The following is a 15984-nucleotide window of genomic DNA, read 5'->3' as shown; positions in this document are numbered from 1 at the left end:
GATCATGGTTGTGTTGAGGGCATGGCTGAACCTGACAGTACCTTCACCATGTCTTTGAATGCCTTCTTCAGTTCTATTCCCGAATCGTCTATCACCAGCTCGCACAGCGCGGGATCGTAGATGCTGTCCCTGACCTTAAGGATCGACAGCACCCGCTTGATCTCGGCTTCGGCCTCGACGAATCGCAGCAAAATCAGATTGTCCACCATGCTGGAAAGTTCGGGCGCCGGCGCGGCGATGTCCGCGCCAAAGACGTCACGCAATTCCCAGGTGGCTAGAACTGTGACGCCCTGGGTACGCAGCTCGTTCAGTAGCGCGCTGAAGTATTCGATGAGCCGTCCCTGCGGCAGGGCGAAGCGGGCGATGGCGCCCAGGCTGTCGATCACCAGACGCTTGATGCCGTGCTGCCTGACCATTGCCAGCAGCTTGAGACCCACCTCGTCGAGGCGCATCTCGGTGGTGGGTTGCCAGTGCAGATGCAGGGCGCCCGCGTCGACGCGGCCGGCCAGGTCGAGGCCCAGGGCACTCGCCTTGAGCAGCAATCGCTCAGGGGGTTCGTAGAAGCCGAACATCAGGGCGGGTGCTTCCGGCGTGCAGGCCGCCAGGAAGTTGAGGCTGATGGAGGTCTTGCCGGCCCCCGAAGGCCCCATGAGCAGGGTGGTCGAACTCTCTGGCAGGCCGTTTTCGATCATCGCGTCCAGCGACGCCATGCCACTGGGCACGCGCTGGTGGCCGACGCGATAGCTCGAGCCGGCCGACGGATCGCGATACAGCGTCTCCAGGCGCGGAAACACGGTGATGCCGGCATCGGAGATGGTGAATTCGTGAAAGCCCGGCAGCGCGCCGCTGCCGCGGGTCTTGCGCAACGCCAGGCGGCGGATGGTGCGACTGCCGATCTCTTCCTCGTGCAGATCCAGCACCCCGTCGACCATGGTGTGTTCGGGGCTACCGTCTTCGAGGCGCGCACTGGTGAGAAAGATCACCGTGCAGCCGGCAAAGGCCGCATGGCCCTGCAACTCGGCGATGAATTTCTTGGTGTCGATGGGCGTTTCCGCACGCGAGCGGGCGTTGAGCAGGCCATCGACCACCAGCAGACTGGCCTTCTGCCGGCTGATCTCGCGCCGCAGCAGGCGTACCACCTCGTCCAGGCCCTCGCCTTCCATGGTGTCGAAGGCACTCAGGTACTGGACCTGATCACCGATGCAGGAGCGATCGAAGAAATCCAGCGTGGAAAAGAACTGGAACATCCGCTCGTGGGTTTCCGACAGCATGGTCGCGAAGAGCACTCGCCCGCCGCCGCGCACATGGTTGAAGGCGATCTGGTTGGCCATGATCGATTTGCCGGAGCCCGGACGGCCCTGGATGACATAGGACGCGCCTGCGACCAGGCCTCCCTTCAAGATCTCATCCAGCCCCTGGATACCGGTTACGACGCGCTCGAGTCGATTCAAGAACGATGCCCCAAACTGATGGTGTGTCTGGACGCCCACCCTGGGCGTCCGGTCCTTCGCAGCAAGAGCCTATAAGGGTGCTGCGCAAATAGCCAGCTAGAGGGCCTGGCCTCAGCCGCGTTTGCGAATCAGTCCTTCCTGGGCCACCGAGGCCACCAGCTGACCGGCGCGGTTGTAGATGCTGCCGCGACACAGGCCCCGGGCACCGCCGGCCCAGGGGCTGTCGATGGCGTACAGCAGCCAGTCGTCCAGGCGGAAGTCGCGATGGAACCAGACCGCATGGTCGAGACTGGCGATCTGCAGCGAGCGATCCCAGAAGCTGGTGCCATGGGGCAGCAGCGAACTGGGCAGCAGGTTGAAGTCCGAGGCGTAGGCCAGCAGATAGCGATGCAGCGCCGGCTGGTCCGGCAGATCTCCGGTGGCGCGGAACCAGACGTGGCGGACCGGCTCGGTCGGCTCCGGCTTGAAGGGATCGGTGAAGACCACCGGGCGCATCTCGATCGGTCGTGGTCCCAGCAGCTTGTCGCGCAACGGTGCGGGGATCAGCTCGGCATAGCGCTGGGCATGGGCGATCTCCGACTGCAGGGTCTCGGGTGCGGGCACCTCCGGCATGGTCGTCTGGTGCTCGAAGCCCGGCTCCTCGACATGGAAGGAGGCGCTGCAGAAGAAGATCGGCTGCTCGCCCTGGAAGGCGGTGACCCGGCGGGTGGAAAAGCTGCCGCCATCGCGGATGCGATCCACCTGATAGGTCACCGCCTCCACCGCCGATCCGGCGCGCAGGAAGTAGCCGTGCAGCGAGTGCACCCGGCGCTCCTCCGGCACGGTCTGGCTGGCCGCCGAAAGCGCCTGTCCCAGCACCTGTCCACCAAAGAGCTGGGGAAAGCCGAGATCCTGGCTGCCGCCTCGATACAGATCGGGGGCCAGGGATTCGAGGGTCAGCAGATCGACCAGGTTGTCCAGCACCTTGCTCATGGGGAGGGTTCCTTGACAGAGAGTGGTCATCATACGCAAAACCGGTCAAATCCTGTGCGTTCGCCGTGCTTCCAGACACATTGCTCATCGTATGACGATAACTGGTGGAGCTTGTGGCCGCATAAGCGGTCACAATGAAGGTATCGCTGTCCGCTCGCAGGCTTCCTCTCCATGACCGAAACCGCCAACGCTTCGTCTCCCCACCCTTCCGCAGCGCAGATCGCGGAACTGGGCAAGGGCCTCGGACACGACGACATCTTCTTTGCCGCCGTGAAGAAGACCCGGATGCCGATGATCGTGACGGATCCGCACCAGCCGGATAATCCGATCATCTTCGCCAACGAATCCTTCCTGCGTACGACGGGCTATGCCCTGGACGAGGTGATGGGGCGCAATTGCCGCTTCCTGCAAGGGCCCGACACCCGCCCGGAGCACATCGCCGAAATCCGCAATGCCGTACGCGAGCAGCGCGATTGCGACATCGAACTGCTCAACTACCGCAAGGACGGCTCGACCTTCTGGAACGCGCTGTTCATCTCGCCGGTGTTCGATCACGAAGGGCAGCTGCGCTACTACTTCGCCTCGCAGCTGGACGTCTCCCGTCGGCGCGACGCCGAAGACGCCCTGCGCCAGGCGCAGAAGATGGAAGCCCTGGGCCAGCTCACCGGTGGCATCGCCCACGACTTCAACAACCTGCTGCAGGTGATGGTCGGCTACCTGGATATCCTGAGGATCAACCTGGACCGGCCGGAACTGGACAAGGACAAGGCCAAGCGCCATGTCGACAACACCCGCGACGCGGTGAATCGGGCGGCGACCCTGACCCAGCAGCTGCTGGCCTTCGCCCGCAAGCAGCGCCTGACCGGGCGCGCGGTGGACCTGAACAAGCTCATCAACGCCCGCCAGGAGCGCCTGGCCCAGGCGCTGGGCGGGCCCTTCCGCTTCATCTTCCGACCGGCACCGGCGCTGTGGAATTGCCGTCTCGATCCGATCCAGCTGGAAACGGCGCTGCTCAATATCGTCGACAACGCCCGCCTCGCCATGCAGGAGCGGGGCACCGGCACCCTGACCCTGGAAACCCTCAACGTCGAGGTCAATGGCCAGGACCTGGCCCACGGCGGCCTGGCCCAGGGGCATTATGTCTGCATCGCCCTGACCGACACCGGCTGCGGCATGTCCACCGACGTGCTCGGGCGTGCCCTGGACCCCTTCTTCACCACCCGCGACGAAGGCCAGGGCAGCGGCCTGGGCCTGTCCATGGTCTATGGCTTTCTCAAGCAGTCGGGCGGCCTGGTCAGGCTCTATTCCGAAGTCGGCATAGGCACCTCGGTGCGTCTCTACTTCCCGGTTTCCGAAGAGGAAGCGCGCGAGCACCCGGTACCCCTGCCGACCCCGCACGAAGACGGCGGTGGTTCCGAGACCATCCTGGTGGTGGATGACCGACCGGACGTGGCGGCGCTGGCCCAGGCCATCCTGGAGGAGACCGGCTACCAGGTGCTGGTCGCCCACAATGGCCAGCAGGCGCTGGATGTCCTCGCCCGCGAACCCGCGGTCGATCTGCTGTTCAGCGATCTCATCATGCCGGGCGGCATGAATGGCGTGATGCTGGCCAAGGAGGCCCAGCGGCGGCAGCCCGAATTGCGCATCCTGCTGACCACGGGCTATGCCAACAACGCGCTGGAACTGGAAGAAGGCAACGGCGAACGCTTCCCCATCCTCAACAAGCCCTATGGCCGCCAGGATCTGACCCGCTGGATCCGGCGCATGCTGGACAGCGGCCAGCCATGAAGGACGAGGCCCTGGAGCGCGAGTTTGCCAGCTGCGATGCCGGGCAGGATGGCCCGGTGGACCTCCAGAGCTTTCTGGCCTGCCTGGAGCGCGTGGGCAACAGCCCCAGCCAGGTCTCGGTGCAGCACCTGATCGACGCCATCGGCAGCCGCTCCTTCGGCCCCATGATCCTCCTGCCGGGGGTGCTGGCGATCTCGCCGCTGACCGGCATTCCCGGCATCGCCACCGCCATTGCCGTCTTCGTGATGCTGGTGAGTGGGCAACTGCTGCTCGGCCGGGATCACTTCTGGCTGCCGCGCTGGGTGCTGCAGCGTTCGGTCTCGCGCGGCAAGCTGCGCAGGTCGCTGCGGCTGCTGCAGAAGCCGGCGCGCTGGGTGGACAAGGTGGTCAAGTCGCGGCTGCGGGTGCTCACCTCGCGCCCGGCGCACTTCGTCACCGCGCTGCTGTGCATCCTGATCGCCGCGACCATGCCGGTGCTGGACCTGGTGCCCTTCGCCAATACCACGGCAGGGCTGGCTTTGACCTCCTTCGCCCTGTCGCTGATCGCGCGCGACGGCCTGCTGTTCCTCCTGGCGCTGGGTTTCTGCACCGGCATCCTCTGGTTCATCCTGGAGCTCCTGGTGTTTTGAGCACGCGCCTGCCGCTGGTCTACCACGAGGACTACAGTCCGCCCTTCCCCGCGGGCCATCGCTTTCCGATGGAGAAGTTCCGCCTGCTGCACGAGCACCTGAGCGCCAGCGGTATCCTGGGCGCGGACAACTGGCAGCGGCCCGAACTCTGCCCGGACGAGCTGCTGGCGCTAGCCCATGCCCCTGCCTACATCCAGGCATTCAAGGCTGGCGAGCTGGCACCGCCGCTGCAGCGCCAGCTAGGCCTGCCCTGGAGCGAAGCCCTGGTGCGCCGCACCATCCGCGCCGTGGGCGGCTCCCTGCTGACCCTGGAACTGGCGCTGCGCCATGGCCTGGCCTGTCACCTCGCCGGGGGCACCCATCATGCGCACCACGACTATCCGGCCGGCTTCTGCATCTTCAACGACCTGGCGATCCTGGCGCTGTCGCTGCTGGAAAGCGGGCGCGCCGGACGGGTGCTGATCCTAGATTGCGACGTCCACCAGGGCGATGGCACGGCACGCATCCTCGCCGAGGTGCCGGACGCCGTCACCGTCTCCCTGCACTGCGCCACCAACTATCCGGCGCGCAAGGCGCACAGCGACTGGGACATCCCCCTGCCCCGCGGGCTGGACGACGCCGGCTACCTCAGGGTCCTCGACGAGGCCCTGGGTTATCTGCTGCCGCTCCATCAGCCCGACGTGGTGCTCTACGACGCCGGCGTCGACGTCCATCGCGACGACGCCCTGGGCTATCTGGACCTGACCGACGCCGGCCTCGCCGCCCGCGACGGCCTGGTCTTGCGGCGCTGCCTGGCGGCGGATATACCGGTGGTGGGGGTGATCGGCGGCGGCTATTCGGCCGATCGGCTGGCCCTGGCCCGCCGGCACGGCATCCTCCATCACACGGCAACCCAGGTCTGGCACGAGCTGGGCCTGAACTGAACGGGAGTTTTCATGAGCAAGATCGCCAAACCCGCCGAATCCAGCCAGGCGCGCCTGGCGGTGCTGATCGATGCCGACAACGCACCGGCCGCCATCGTCGACGGCCTCATGGCCGAGATCGCCCGCTTCGGCGTGGCCAGCGTCAAGCGCATCTACGGCGACTGGACCCAGCCGCAACTCAACAGCTGGAAGAAGGTACTGCTCGACCACTCCATCCAGCCGGTGCAGCAATTCGGCTACACCAAGGGCAAGAACGCCACCGACAGCGCCCTGATCATCGACGCCATGGACCTGCTCTACACCCGTCGTTTCGACGGCTTCTGCCTGGTGTCCAGCGACAGCGACTTCACCCGCCTGGCGGCGCGACTGCGCGAGGAAGGGCTGACGGTCTATGGCTTCGGCGAGGAAAAGACCCCGGATCCCTTCGTCTCGGCCTGCGACAGATTCATCTACACCGAGATCCTCAGGTCCAAGCCGCGGGAAGAGTCGCGGGAAGCCACCAGCACCAGCGACAAGCCGGCCACCACCAACCGTGGCAAGCCCAAGCTGAGCACCATCCTCAAGCTCATCGAACAGGCGGTGGAAGACGCTTCCGACGAAGGCGGCTGGGCCAATCTGGGCATGGTCGGCACCAACCTGGGCAAGGTGCGTCCGGACTTCGACGCCCGCCTCTATGGGCATCGCAAGTTCAGCGGCCTGGTCAAGGCCCACGGCGATCGTTTCGAGGTCCAGGAACGCGACCCTGCCGACGGCAGCGCGGGCAAGGCCGTCTATATCCGCAACCGCTGACGCCGCTGCGCCTGCCCGGCTCTGGCCCGGGCGCTGGCAGCAAAAGTCGCGATCGGTCGCCATCAGATCGCCATACCACCGGTCCGAGACCGCGGAACCGCTCGGCTGGCGGTGGCCTCCACCCTAGGTGCTTACCGCCCTACGGAGACCGCCATGCGAGCCTTGACCTACCACGGTGCCCACGATGTCCGCGTCGATACCGTCCCTGATCCGACCATCCAGGATGCCGACGACATCGTCCTGCGGGTGACCGCCACGGCGATCTGCGGCTCGGACCTGCACCTCTATCGCGGCAAGATCCCCACCGTCGAACACGGGGATATCTTCGGCCACGAATTCATGGGCATCGTCGAGGAGACCGGCTCGGCGGTCACCGCCGTGCAGAAGGGCGACCGGGTGGTGATTCCCTTCGTCATCGCCTGTGGCAGCTGTTTCTTCTGCAACCAGGATCTCTACGCCGCCTGCGAGACCACCAATACCGGCCGCGGCGCCATCCTCAACAAGAAGCAGATCCCGCCGGGCGCGGCGCTGTTCGGCTTCAGCCATCTCTATGGCGGCGTGCCGGGTGGCCAGGCCGAATACGTGCGGGTGCCCAAGGCCAACACCGGTCCCTTCAAGGTGCCCGGGACCCTGGCCGACGAAAAGGTGCTGTTCCTTTCCGACATCCTGCCCACCGCCTGGCAGGCCGTGCTCAACACCGGCATTGGCCAGGGGTCGAGCATCGCCATCTATGGCGCCGGGCCGGTCGGCCTGCTGTCGGCGGCCTGTGCGCGAATGCTCGGCGCCGAGCGTATCTTCATGGTCGATCACCACCCCTACCGCCTGGCCTACGCCCAGCAGACCTATGGCGTCATCCCGATCAACTTCGACGAAGACGATGACCCGGCCGCGACCATCATCGAACAGACGCCCGGCAAGCGCGGCGTCGACGGCGTGGTCGATGCGGTGGGCTTCGAGGCCAAGGGCAGCACCACCGAGACCATCCTCGCCAACCTCAAGCTGGAAGGCAGCAGCGGCAAGGCCCTGCGCCAGTGCATCGCCGCGGTCCGCCGTGGCGGTACCGTGAGCGTACCGGGCGTCTATGCCGGCTTCATCCACGGCTTCCTGTTCGGCGACGCCTTCGACAAGGGCCTGACCTTCAAGATGGGCCAGACCCACGTGCAGCGTTACCTGCCGGAGTTGCTGGAACACATCGAGCGGGGCGACCTGGCGCCGGAGGCGATCATCACCCACCGGATGTCCCTGGAGCAGGCGGTCGAGGGCTACAAGATCTTCGACAAGAAGCAGGAGGATTGCCGCAAGGTGATCCTGACGCCGGGGCGCACCGAACCGCTGATTCCCGAGCGGCTGGAAGAACCCCTGGCGGCGCCGCTGGGCCAGGCCGGCGTGGTCTAGCCACGTCAAGTACAATGGCGGTTTTCCGTAGCTTCCGGATGCCGCCATGTCCTTCTCCTCCTCCACTCCCGTCATCGCTGTCATCGGGGGTGGCCCTGCCGGGTTGATGGCGGCCGAGACCCTGGCCGCCGCCGGACTTTCCGTGGATCTCTTCGACGCCATGCCTTCCGTGGGCCGCAAATTCCTGCTGGCCGGCGTGGGCGGCATGAATATCACCCATGCCGAGGAGCAGGCCGCCTTTCGGCAACGCTATCGCGAGCGCGAAAACGACGTCAGTCCCTGGCTCGACGCCTTCGACAGCGATGCCCTGCGCGCCTGGATCCATGAGCTGGGCATCGAGACCTTCGTCGGCACCTCGGGACGGGTGTTTCCCGCGGACATGAAGGCTGCGCCCCTGCTGCGTGCCTGGCTGCATCGGCTGCGCGACCAGGGCGTGCGCATCCATACCCGCAGTCGCTGGCTGGGCTGGGACGCCGAGGGCCGGCTGCGCCTGGCGACCCCGGAGGGCGAGCGCCTGCTGCAGCCCCAGGCGTGCGTGCTGGCGTTGGGCGGTGGCAGCTGGCCCCGCCTGGGCTCGGACGGTGCCTGGCAGGCGCTGCTGGCGGCGCGCGGTATCACGCTGCGCGCGCTGGAACCGGCCAATTGTGGCTTCGAGGTGGCCGGCTGGAGCGACTTCCTCAAGACCCGCCATGCGGGTGCGCCGATCAAGCCCGCGGCCCTGGCCCTGCCCGGCCAGCCGCCACGCCAGGGCGAATTCGTGCTTACCGAAACCGGGATCGAGGGCAGCCTGGTCTATGCGCTATCTGCCGAGATCCGCATGGCCATAGAACGCGACGGCCAGGCGACCCTGACCCTGGACCTGGCGCCCCAGCGCGACCTCGCGGAGCTCAGCCGGGCCCTGGCCAGGCCGCGCGGCAGCCAGTCCCTCGCCAATCACCTGCGGCGTCATGCCGGGATCGACGGCGCCCGGGCCGCCCTGCTTCGCGAGTTGGCCCCGCTGGAGACCTTCCAGGACATGGCGCGGCTGGCCCAGGCCTGCAAGGCCGCGCCCCTCACCGTAGTCAGACCGCGCCCCCTGGCGGAAGCCATCAGCAGCGCGGGCGGCGTGCCCCTGGAAGCGCTGGACGAGGGCCTGATGCTGCGGCAGTTACCGGGGGTCTTCTGCGCCGGCGAGATGCTCGACTGGGAAGCACCCACAGGCGGCTATCTGCTCACGGCCTGCTTTGCCAGCGGCCGGGCGGCGGGCCAGGGCGTGCTGCGCTGGCTGGCCGACCGCTAGCGTCAGGTAGGACGTTCGACGAACTCGGTGGCCGGGGAGCCATCGGCATTGTGCTGGCGGATCACCGCCGGCCGCCCTTCCTCGTCCAGCAGCACCTGGCCGATACCGGCACCGTTCCACAGCCGCTCGCCGGCCTCGCGGCGATCGGGCAGGCGTGGCTGCAGCTCCCAGCGGCGACGCTTGGTGAAGCCGTTGAGCGGCGACCAGGGCGCATAGAGCCAGCGATTGAGTCGGTCGAGGGTCGCCAGCAGACGCGGCGGAAATTCGTTCTTGATGCCGCTGCTGGTTATCTGCCAGAGCCGCGGCTCGCCCCGTCGGTCACGGATGCGGATGTCGTAGGCGAAGGAATAGTGCACGTCGCCGGAGAGCACCACGTAGTTGCCCGGGGTGCGACGGTGGCGAAAGATGTTGAGCATGGTCTTGGCCGCCCCGGGGTGGGCCATCCAGTTCTCGGCATCCACCATCAGCGGCTGGCCGAACCAGGTGAAGATGCGCTGCACCGCCTCGATCAGCTTGACGCCGAACATGGGCGCGGCCGAGACGATCACCGCCGAGGGATGATCCAGCAGGTCCTGCTGCAATTCGCAGAGGGCTTCCCAGTCCATCAGGCCCGAGGGATGCTCCAGGCGTCTTTCGCTGCGCCAGCGGCGGGTGCGGGTGTCCAGCACGATCAGCGGCGGATTGGTCTTGAGCACATAGTGCCACCCCTGGAAGCGCAGCAGATCGTCGATGCAGGTGTTCTGCACCGGGCAATCCAGCAGGCCGTCGCCACCCGCCGTGTCCAGCAGACGGGCCGTAGCCGCCAGCGGCTCGGCCACCGACTCGGGCGCATTGCCCCAGGCCTGGCAGAGCAGATAGGCCAGCAGCGCGTTGCCGAGGATGCGCCGGGAAAACGGATGGCCGTAGGCGGTCTCTTCCCAGCGGGCCGACAGATTCCAGTCGTCGGTGACGTCGTGGTCGTCGAAGATCATCAGCGTCGGCACCCAGGCCAGGGCCCGTGCCGCCTGGGGCAGGGTCGCGACGAAGCCCTCGATGCAGCGCGATTCGGCGGCGTAGCGTTCACTGTCCTTGGCGTCCAGCGCCGGCGGCACGACTTCGATCAGGCTCCAGGGCGTCGGCGACCAGCAGAGCAGATAGAGCGCCAGCACCTCGCTCAGCGTCACCAGGTGATTGTGCGCATTGGTGGAGGTGAAGATCGGCTTTTCCACCCCGCCAAAGAATTTCTCGCGCAGCGCCCGGTTGGACTTGAAGGCCGGCAGCAGGTCCTCTCGGTGATAGAGATTGGCGGGATGGGCCATCAGCGCGTCGCTGTCCGCCACCACCGCGCCTTCGAGACCCTCGCCATGGAGGCCGAGGCGGCGGATCAACGCCTGCACCGCCAGCAGCATCGGCCCGGCGACGTCATCGGCATAGACCTGATCGCCGGTGAGCAGCAGGGCCGCGGGCCGCTCCCCGGGGGTCGTGCAGGCCTGCAGCAGGCGATCCACCGCGAGCAGGCCATCGGCCGAGGCGTGATGAGGCTTGCGGCAGGAGCCATGGAGCAGGTGGTCGAAACGCGAGCGCAGGACGAAGCGTGGCAGTTCGCCCTCGGCGGAGAGCAGGTGCGGCGCCCAGTCGCGGATCCCGCCTGCGGGCAGCCGGACGTCGTACCGGATGAAGGCGTCGACCGGCAGCGCGGCGTCTGGCCGGACATCGATCAGTTGCAGATAGGCGTGCTCGCCCAGGCGCAGGCACCGGACCTCGTCCTGAACCCCCAGCTCGACCTCGCCCTGCCATAGCCGCGGGACAGGCGCCTCGGCCGTGGTGGTCACCAGCCAGAGCAGCAACCGGGAGGCCTCGGTGCGCCGCAGCAGCGGGCCGGCCAGGACCGGGGGCAAGGTAGGGGTAGCGCTCATGGGGTCTCCTGTAGCCACGGAACTGACCACTATGCCGTGCCGGGATTCCGCCTGCAGCCGCCGCTTGGCTACAAAGTTTGAGCACGCGTCACAGTCGGCCTAGAATTCGCTCCCTTTTCGTCGCCTTCCGGGCCCGTCATGACCTTTGCCGACCTCGGCCTCATAGATCCGCTGCTGCAGGCGCTCAGCGCCCTGGAGCACAGCTCCCCTACCCCCATCCAGCGCCAGGCGATCCCGGCGGTGCTGGCCGGTCGCGACCTGCTGGCCGCCGCCCAGACTGGCACCGGCAAGACCGGCGCCTTCGGACTGCCGCTCCTGCAGCGACTGGTGCAGGAAGGCCCGGAGGTTGCGCCCAACCATATCCGTGCGCTGATCCTGACCCCCACCCGCGAGCTGGCTGAACAGGTCCATGCCAGTCTGCGCGACTACGCCCAGCACCTGCCGCTGCGCACCGCGGTGGCCTATGGGGGCGTCAGCATCAATCCGCAGATGATGAAGCTGCGCAAGGGCGTGGACGTGCTGGTGGCGACCCCAGGGCGCCTGCTCGACCTGTTCAGCCAGAACGCCGTGCGCTTCGACCAAGTGCAGCTGCTGGTGCTGGACGAAGCCGACCGCATGCTCGACCTGGGCTTTTCGCGGCAACTGGGCGAGTTGTTCGTCATGCTGCCGCGCAAGCGCCAGACCCTGCTGTTCTCGGCGACCTTCTCCGACGCCGTACGTCAGTTGGCCGCCCCCGTGCTGCGTGATCCCCAGACTATCGACGTCAGCCCGCGCAACACCGCCGCCGTCACCGTCAAGCAGTGGGTGGTGCCGGTCGACAAGAAGCGCAAGACCGAACTCTTCCTGCACCTCTATCGCAGCGGTCGCCACGGCCAGGTGCTGGTGTTCGCCAAGACCCGCAAGGGTGTGGAGCAACTGGTGGAGGCGCTGCAAGCCGAGGGGCTGGCCGCGGAATCCATCCATGGCGACAAGCCCCAGCCCGCGCGGCTGCGCGCCCTCGCCCGCTTCAAGGCCGGCGAGGCCGACATCCTGGTGGCCACCGACGTGGCCGCCCGTGGCCTGGATATCCAGGACCTGCCGCTGGTGGTCAACCTGGACCTGCCCATCGTCGCCGAGGACTACGTCCACCGCATCGGCCGGACCGGGCGCGCCGGCAACCAGGGCCAGGCCGTGTCCCTGGTCTGCGCGGATGAAGTGGAGCAGCTGGCCGCGATCGAGACGCTGATCGGCCAGGTCCTGCAGCGCCGCGACGAACCGGACTTCATCCCCGATCACCGGGTCCCTGAAACCCGACCCAACGGACTGGTCGTGAAGAAACCCAAGAAGCCGAAGAAGCCCAAGGTGGGCGCACCGGTGTCGGACAAGCCCCTGGGTCGCTGGGTGGAAGACGGCAAGCCGAAGGTCAAGTCGGTACGCACGTCGCCGGGTTTCGGCAAGGCCCGCAAGAAGCCGTAAGGATTGGGGCGGTGGACTGGCGGTAGACGGGTGATCGCGGCCATGGCCGTATAACCCGTAGGTTGGGCTGAGACGGCTTCATCGTCGAAGCCCAACAGGGTCGGCGCCCCGAGGCAAGCCCTGTTGGGCTTCGCTACGCTCAACCCAACCTACGGCGGCACCGCAAGAGCGGCCGCATCGGCGGACCGCCATGGCCGCGATATGACCTCGACGCGTGGAAAAGGCTGTGCCGTTTTCCACCGTTGGCGTCGATTACTCCGCCAAACGCCAGGTGGTGCCGCCCTTGCCGTCTTCCAGCACCACGCCCAGGGCGGTGAGCTGATCACGGATGCGGTCGGATTCCGTCCAATTCTTTTCCGCGCGCGCGCTCAGGCGCGCCTGGATCAGCGCCTCGACCTCGGCCGCGTCCACCCGGCCCGCCGCATCGGCGCGCAGGAAGGCTTCGGGCTCCAGCTGCAGCACGCCCAATACCTCACCCAGTTCACGCAGACGCCCGGCCAGGCCAGCCGCGGCAGCAGGATCGCTCTCGCGCAGGCGGTTGACCTCGCGGGCCAGTTCGAACAGTACGCCACAGGCACCAGCGGTGTTGAAGTCGTCGTCCATGCACTGGGCGAAGCGCTCGGCGTAGCTTTCGCCGCCTTGCGCCGGAGCCTGGGGCAGCCCCTTGAGCGAATGATAGAAACGCTCCAGGGCGCCTTTGGCTTCGCGCAGGTTGTCTTCCGAATAGTTGATCGGACTGCGGTAGTGGCTGGCGATCAGCAGGTAGCGCACCACCTCGGGGTGGTACTTCTCCAGCACCTCGCGCAGGGTGAAGAAGTTGCCCAGCGACTTGGACATCTTCTCGCCGTTGATGGTGATCATCCCGCAATGCAGCCAGGCATTGGCGTAGGTCTTGCCGGTGGCCGCCTCGCTCTGGGCGATCTCGTTCTCGTGGTGCGGGAATTCCAGGTCGTTGCCGCCGCCATGGATGTCGAAGGTCTCGCCCAGGCAGCAAGTGGACATCACCGAGCACTCGATATGCCAGCCCGGCCGCCCGGCGCCCCAGGGCGACGGCCAGCTCGGCTCGCCCGGCTTGGCGGCCTTCCACAGCACGAAGTCCAGCGGATCTTCCTTGGCTTCGCCCGGCTCGATGCGGGCGCCGATGCGCAGGTCCTCGACACGCCGCCGCGACAGCTTGCCGTAGCCGGCGAAGCGATTGACCCGGTAGTAAACGTCGCCGTTGCCCGCGGCATAGGCGTAGCCCTTGTCGATCAGGGTCTGGATCATGGCGTGCATGCCGTCGATATGATCGGTGGCGCGCGGCTCCTGATCGGGCTTCCTGATGTTCAGCCGCGCCTCGTCCTCGTGCATCGCCTCGATCATCCGCGCCACCAGGTCGGTGAAGGGCTCACCGTTGGCGTTGGCGCGGTTGATGATCTTGTCGTCGATGTCGGTGATGTTGCGCACGTAGGTGAGGTCGTAGCCGCTATGACGCAGCCAGCGGGTGATGACGTCGAAGGCCACCATGCTGCGACCGTGGCCCAGGTGGCAGTAGTCGTAGACGGTCATGCCGCAGACGTACATGCGCACCTGCCCCGGCACCAGCGGCGTGAAGGCTTCCTTGGTCTTGGTCAGGGTGTTGTAGAGGTGTAGCGCCATCATTGCCCCCAGGAATCGCGCAGGGTCACGGTGCGGTTGAACACCGGCTTGCCGGGCGTCGAATCCTTGGGATCGACGCAGAAGTAGCCCTCGCGCTCGAACTGGAAGCGGTCTTCCGGCTGGGCCTGGGCCAGCGAAGGCTCGGCGCGGCAGCCCTTGAGCACCACCAGGGAATCGGGGTTGATGTTGTCCAGAAAGCTGCCGCCCTCTTCGCTCTTCTCCGGCTGCGCCGAACGGAACAGGCGATCGTAGAGGCGCACCTCGCACTCCACGCTGCCCTCGGCCGGCACCCAGTGGATCACGCCCTTGACCTTGCGGCCCTCGGGGTTCTTGCCCAGGGTGTCCGGATCGTAGCTGCAGCGCAGTTCGACGACCTGGCCGTCGGCGTCCTTGATGGCTTCGTCGGCGCGGATCACGTAGCTGCCGCGCAGGCGCACCTCGCCACCCGGCTCCAGGCGCTTGTAGCCCTTGGGCGGATTCTCTTCGTAGTCGCCCTGGTCGATGTACAGCTCGCGGGTGAAGGGCAGCTGGCGCACGCCCAGGTCCTGCTTGGGATGCCGTGCCAGTTCCAGATTTTCCACCTGGCCCTCGGGGTAGTTGGTGATCACCACCTTGAGGGGCTTCAGCACGCACATGGCGCGCGGGGCATTCTGGTCTAGGTCCTCGCGGATGGCGAATTCCAGCATGGCCACGTCGACCACGCCGTTGGAGCGGGTCACGCCGATCATCTCGCAGAAGTTGCGGATGGCGGCCGGGGTGTAGCCGCGACGGCGATAGCCCGACAGGGTCGACATGCGCGGATCGTCCCAGCCGTGCACGTGGCCTTCGTCCACCAGCTGCTTGAGCTTGCGCTTGCTGGTGACGGTGTAGTTCAGGTTGAGGCGGGCGAATTCGTACTGGCGCGGCTGCGCCGGCACCGGCAGCTTGGCCAGGAACCACTCGTACAGCGGGCGATGGTCCTCGAACTCCAGGGTGCAGATGGAGTGGGTCACGCCTTCCAGGGCATCGGACTGGCCATGGGTGAAGTCATAGCTCGGATAGATGCACCAGGCATCGCCGGTCTGGTGGTGATGGGCGTGGCGGATGCGATAGAGGATCGGATCGCGCAGGTTCATGTTGGGCGAGGCCATGTCGATCTTGGCCCGCAGCACCTTTTCGCCGTCCTTGAATTCGCCGGCCTTCATGCGGGCGAAGAGGTCCAGGTTCTCGACCATCGAACGGTCGCGGAAGGGGCTGTTGCGACCCGGCTCGGTGAGGCTGCCGCGGTATTCGCGGGCCTGCTCGGGGGTGAGGTCGCAGACATAGGCCAGGCCCTGCTCGATCAGGTTGACGGCCCAGGCGTAGAGCTGGTCGAAATAGCGGGAGGCGTAGCGCACCTCGCCGGCCCAGTCGAAGCCCAGCCAGTGCACGTCGCTCTTGATGGCGTCGATGTATTCCTGGTCTTCCTTGGCCGGGTTGGTGTCGTCGAAGCGCAGATGGCAGTCGCCGCCGAATTCCTTGGCCAGGCCGAAGTTCACGCAGATCGACTTGGCGTGGCCGATGTGCAGGTAGCCATTGGGCTCCGGGGGGAAGCGGGTGACGATCTTGGCCTGCTTGCCGGCGTCCAGGTCAGCCTGGACGATCTGCCGCAGGAAATGCGCGGGGGCGGCTTTGGCGGCGGTGGACGAGTCGGAAGTCGGCTTGCTCATGGGATCCTTAACTGGGCAGACGCACGGCCAGGGTAGGCCGGGCAAAGGTAAACCCGTATCATAGCCCAACCCGTCAAGTCCC

Annotated in this window: 12 protein-coding genes; 7 read left to right on the top strand and 5 right to left on the bottom strand. The window is 66.7% G+C overall.

The window, feature by feature from the left end:
• Positions 1-2: 2 nt before the first annotated feature.
• Together FHR73_RS02960 and tesB are read right to left on the bottom strand one after the other, a co-directional pair.
• Entirely contained in the window at positions 3-1451 is a 1449-nt protein-coding gene (locus tag FHR73_RS02960; protein WP_183629454.1) for an ATPase domain-containing protein, read from the bottom strand.
• Positions 1452-1562: 111 nt separating this feature from the next.
• On the bottom strand, positions 1563-2423 hold the full coding sequence (tesB, locus tag FHR73_RS02955) for an acyl-CoA thioesterase II (protein ID WP_183629452.1): 861 nt from the start codon (positions 2421-2423) through the stop codon (positions 1563-1565).
• A gap of 171 nt (positions 2424-2594) precedes the next feature.
• Here tesB and FHR73_RS02950 point away from each other — a divergent pair, with 171 nt between their 5' ends.
• From FHR73_RS02950 to FHR73_RS02925, 6 genes are all read left to right on the top strand, one after another.
• Positions 2595-4211, top strand: a complete 1617-nt coding sequence (locus tag FHR73_RS02950; protein WP_183629450.1) for a histidine kinase famiy protein — start codon at positions 2595-2597, stop codon at positions 4209-4211.
• Complete coding sequence (locus FHR73_RS02945; RefSeq protein WP_183629448.1) at positions 4208-4840, top strand: exopolysaccharide biosynthesis protein; 633 nt, start codon at positions 4208-4210, stop codon at positions 4838-4840. Before FHR73_RS02950 ends, FHR73_RS02945 begins: the two co-directional genes overlap by 4 nt.
• Positions 4837-5763 (top strand): histone deacetylase, encoded by a 927-nt coding sequence (locus FHR73_RS02940; RefSeq protein WP_183629446.1) that lies wholly within the window; start codon positions 4837-4839, stop codon positions 5761-5763. Before FHR73_RS02945 ends, FHR73_RS02940 begins: the two co-directional genes overlap by 4 nt.
• 12 nt (positions 5764-5775) lie before the next feature.
• Positions 5776-6552 carry an NYN domain-containing protein gene (locus FHR73_RS02935; protein ID WP_183629444.1) on the top strand — a complete coding sequence of 259 codons (777 nt, stop codon included), beginning with the start codon at positions 5776-5778 and terminating at the stop codon, positions 6550-6552.
• A 153-nt stretch (positions 6553-6705) separates the two neighbouring features.
• The gene (locus FHR73_RS02930) at positions 6706-7947 is read left to right on the top strand and encodes a zinc-dependent alcohol dehydrogenase (protein WP_183629442.1); all 1242 of its coding nucleotides are present in this window, start codon (positions 6706-6708) and stop codon (positions 7945-7947) included.
• A 46-nt stretch (positions 7948-7993) separates the two neighbouring features.
• Positions 7994-9226 carry a TIGR03862 family flavoprotein gene (locus tag FHR73_RS02925; RefSeq protein WP_183629440.1) on the top strand — a complete coding sequence of 411 codons (1233 nt, stop codon included), beginning with the start codon at positions 7994-7996 and terminating at the stop codon, positions 9224-9226.
• Between the two features lie 2 nt (positions 9227-9228).
• Here the strand turns inward: FHR73_RS02925 and FHR73_RS02920 are convergent, their stop codons facing one another.
• The gene (locus FHR73_RS02920; RefSeq protein ID WP_183629438.1) at positions 9229-11121 is read right to left on the bottom strand and encodes an alkaline phosphatase family protein; all 1893 of its coding nucleotides are present in this window, start codon (positions 11119-11121) and stop codon (positions 9229-9231) included.
• Positions 11122-11259: 138 nt separating this feature from the next.
• Here FHR73_RS02920 and FHR73_RS02915 point away from each other — a divergent pair, with 138 nt between their 5' ends.
• Complete coding sequence (locus tag FHR73_RS02915; protein WP_183629436.1) at positions 11260-12576, top strand: DEAD/DEAH box helicase; 1317 nt, start codon at positions 11260-11262, stop codon at positions 12574-12576.
• A gap of 252 nt (positions 12577-12828) precedes the next feature.
• On the opposite strand, the gene cysS is transcribed toward FHR73_RS02915, so the two are convergent.
• A complete protein-coding gene (gene cysS, locus FHR73_RS02910; RefSeq protein ID WP_183629434.1) occupies positions 12829-14214 on the bottom strand; it encodes a cysteine--tRNA ligase in 1386 nt (461 codons plus the stop codon).
• Positions 14214-15902, bottom strand: coding sequence for a glutamine--tRNA ligase/YqeY domain fusion protein (locus tag FHR73_RS02905; RefSeq protein WP_183629432.1), 1689 nt, complete (start codon positions 15900-15902; stop codon positions 14214-14216). The genes cysS and FHR73_RS02905 overlap by 1 nt, the downstream gene beginning before the upstream one ends.
• Positions 15903-15984: the final 82 nt, after the last annotated feature.

The sequence above is a fragment of the Pseudomonas sp. AS2.8 genome, from assembly GCF_014190935.1.
Taxonomy (GTDB): Bacteria; Pseudomonadota; Gammaproteobacteria; order Pseudomonadales; family Pseudomonadaceae; genus Chryseomonas.
The sequence above is the reverse complement of the archived record's forward strand: the minus strand, read 5'-3'. Positions and strand labels throughout refer to the sequence as shown.

Coding starts and splice junctions, on each gene's coding strand:
- tesB (WP_183629452.1), bottom strand. CDS start 2,423: ATGAGCAAGGTGCTGGACAACCTGGTCGATCTGCTGACCCTCGAATCC.
- FHR73_RS02950 (WP_183629450.1), top strand. CDS start 2,595: ATGACCGAAACCGCCAACGCTTCGTCTCCCCACCCTTCCGCAGCGCAG.
- FHR73_RS02945 (WP_183629448.1), top strand. CDS start 4,208: ATGAAGGACGAGGCCCTGGAGCGCGAGTTTGCCAGCTGCGATGCCGGG.
- FHR73_RS02935 (WP_183629444.1), top strand. CDS start 5,776: ATGAGCAAGATCGCCAAACCCGCCGAATCCAGCCAGGCGCGCCTGGCG.
- FHR73_RS02930 (WP_183629442.1), top strand. CDS start 6,706: ATGCGAGCCTTGACCTACCACGGTGCCCACGATGTCCGCGTCGATACC.
- FHR73_RS02925 (WP_183629440.1), top strand. CDS start 7,994: ATGTCCTTCTCCTCCTCCACTCCCGTCATCGCTGTCATCGGGGGTGGC.
- FHR73_RS02920 (WP_183629438.1), bottom strand. CDS start 11,121: ATGAGCGCTACCCCTACCTTGCCCCCGGTCCTGGCCGGCCCGCTGCTG.
- FHR73_RS02915 (WP_183629436.1), top strand. CDS start 11,260: ATGACCTTTGCCGACCTCGGCCTCATAGATCCGCTGCTGCAGGCGCTC.
- cysS (WP_183629434.1), bottom strand. CDS start 14,214: ATGGCGCTACACCTCTACAACACCCTGACCAAGACCAAGGAAGCCTTC.
- FHR73_RS02905 (WP_183629432.1), bottom strand. CDS start 15,902: ATGAGCAAGCCGACTTCCGACTCGTCCACCGCCGCCAAAGCCGCCCCC.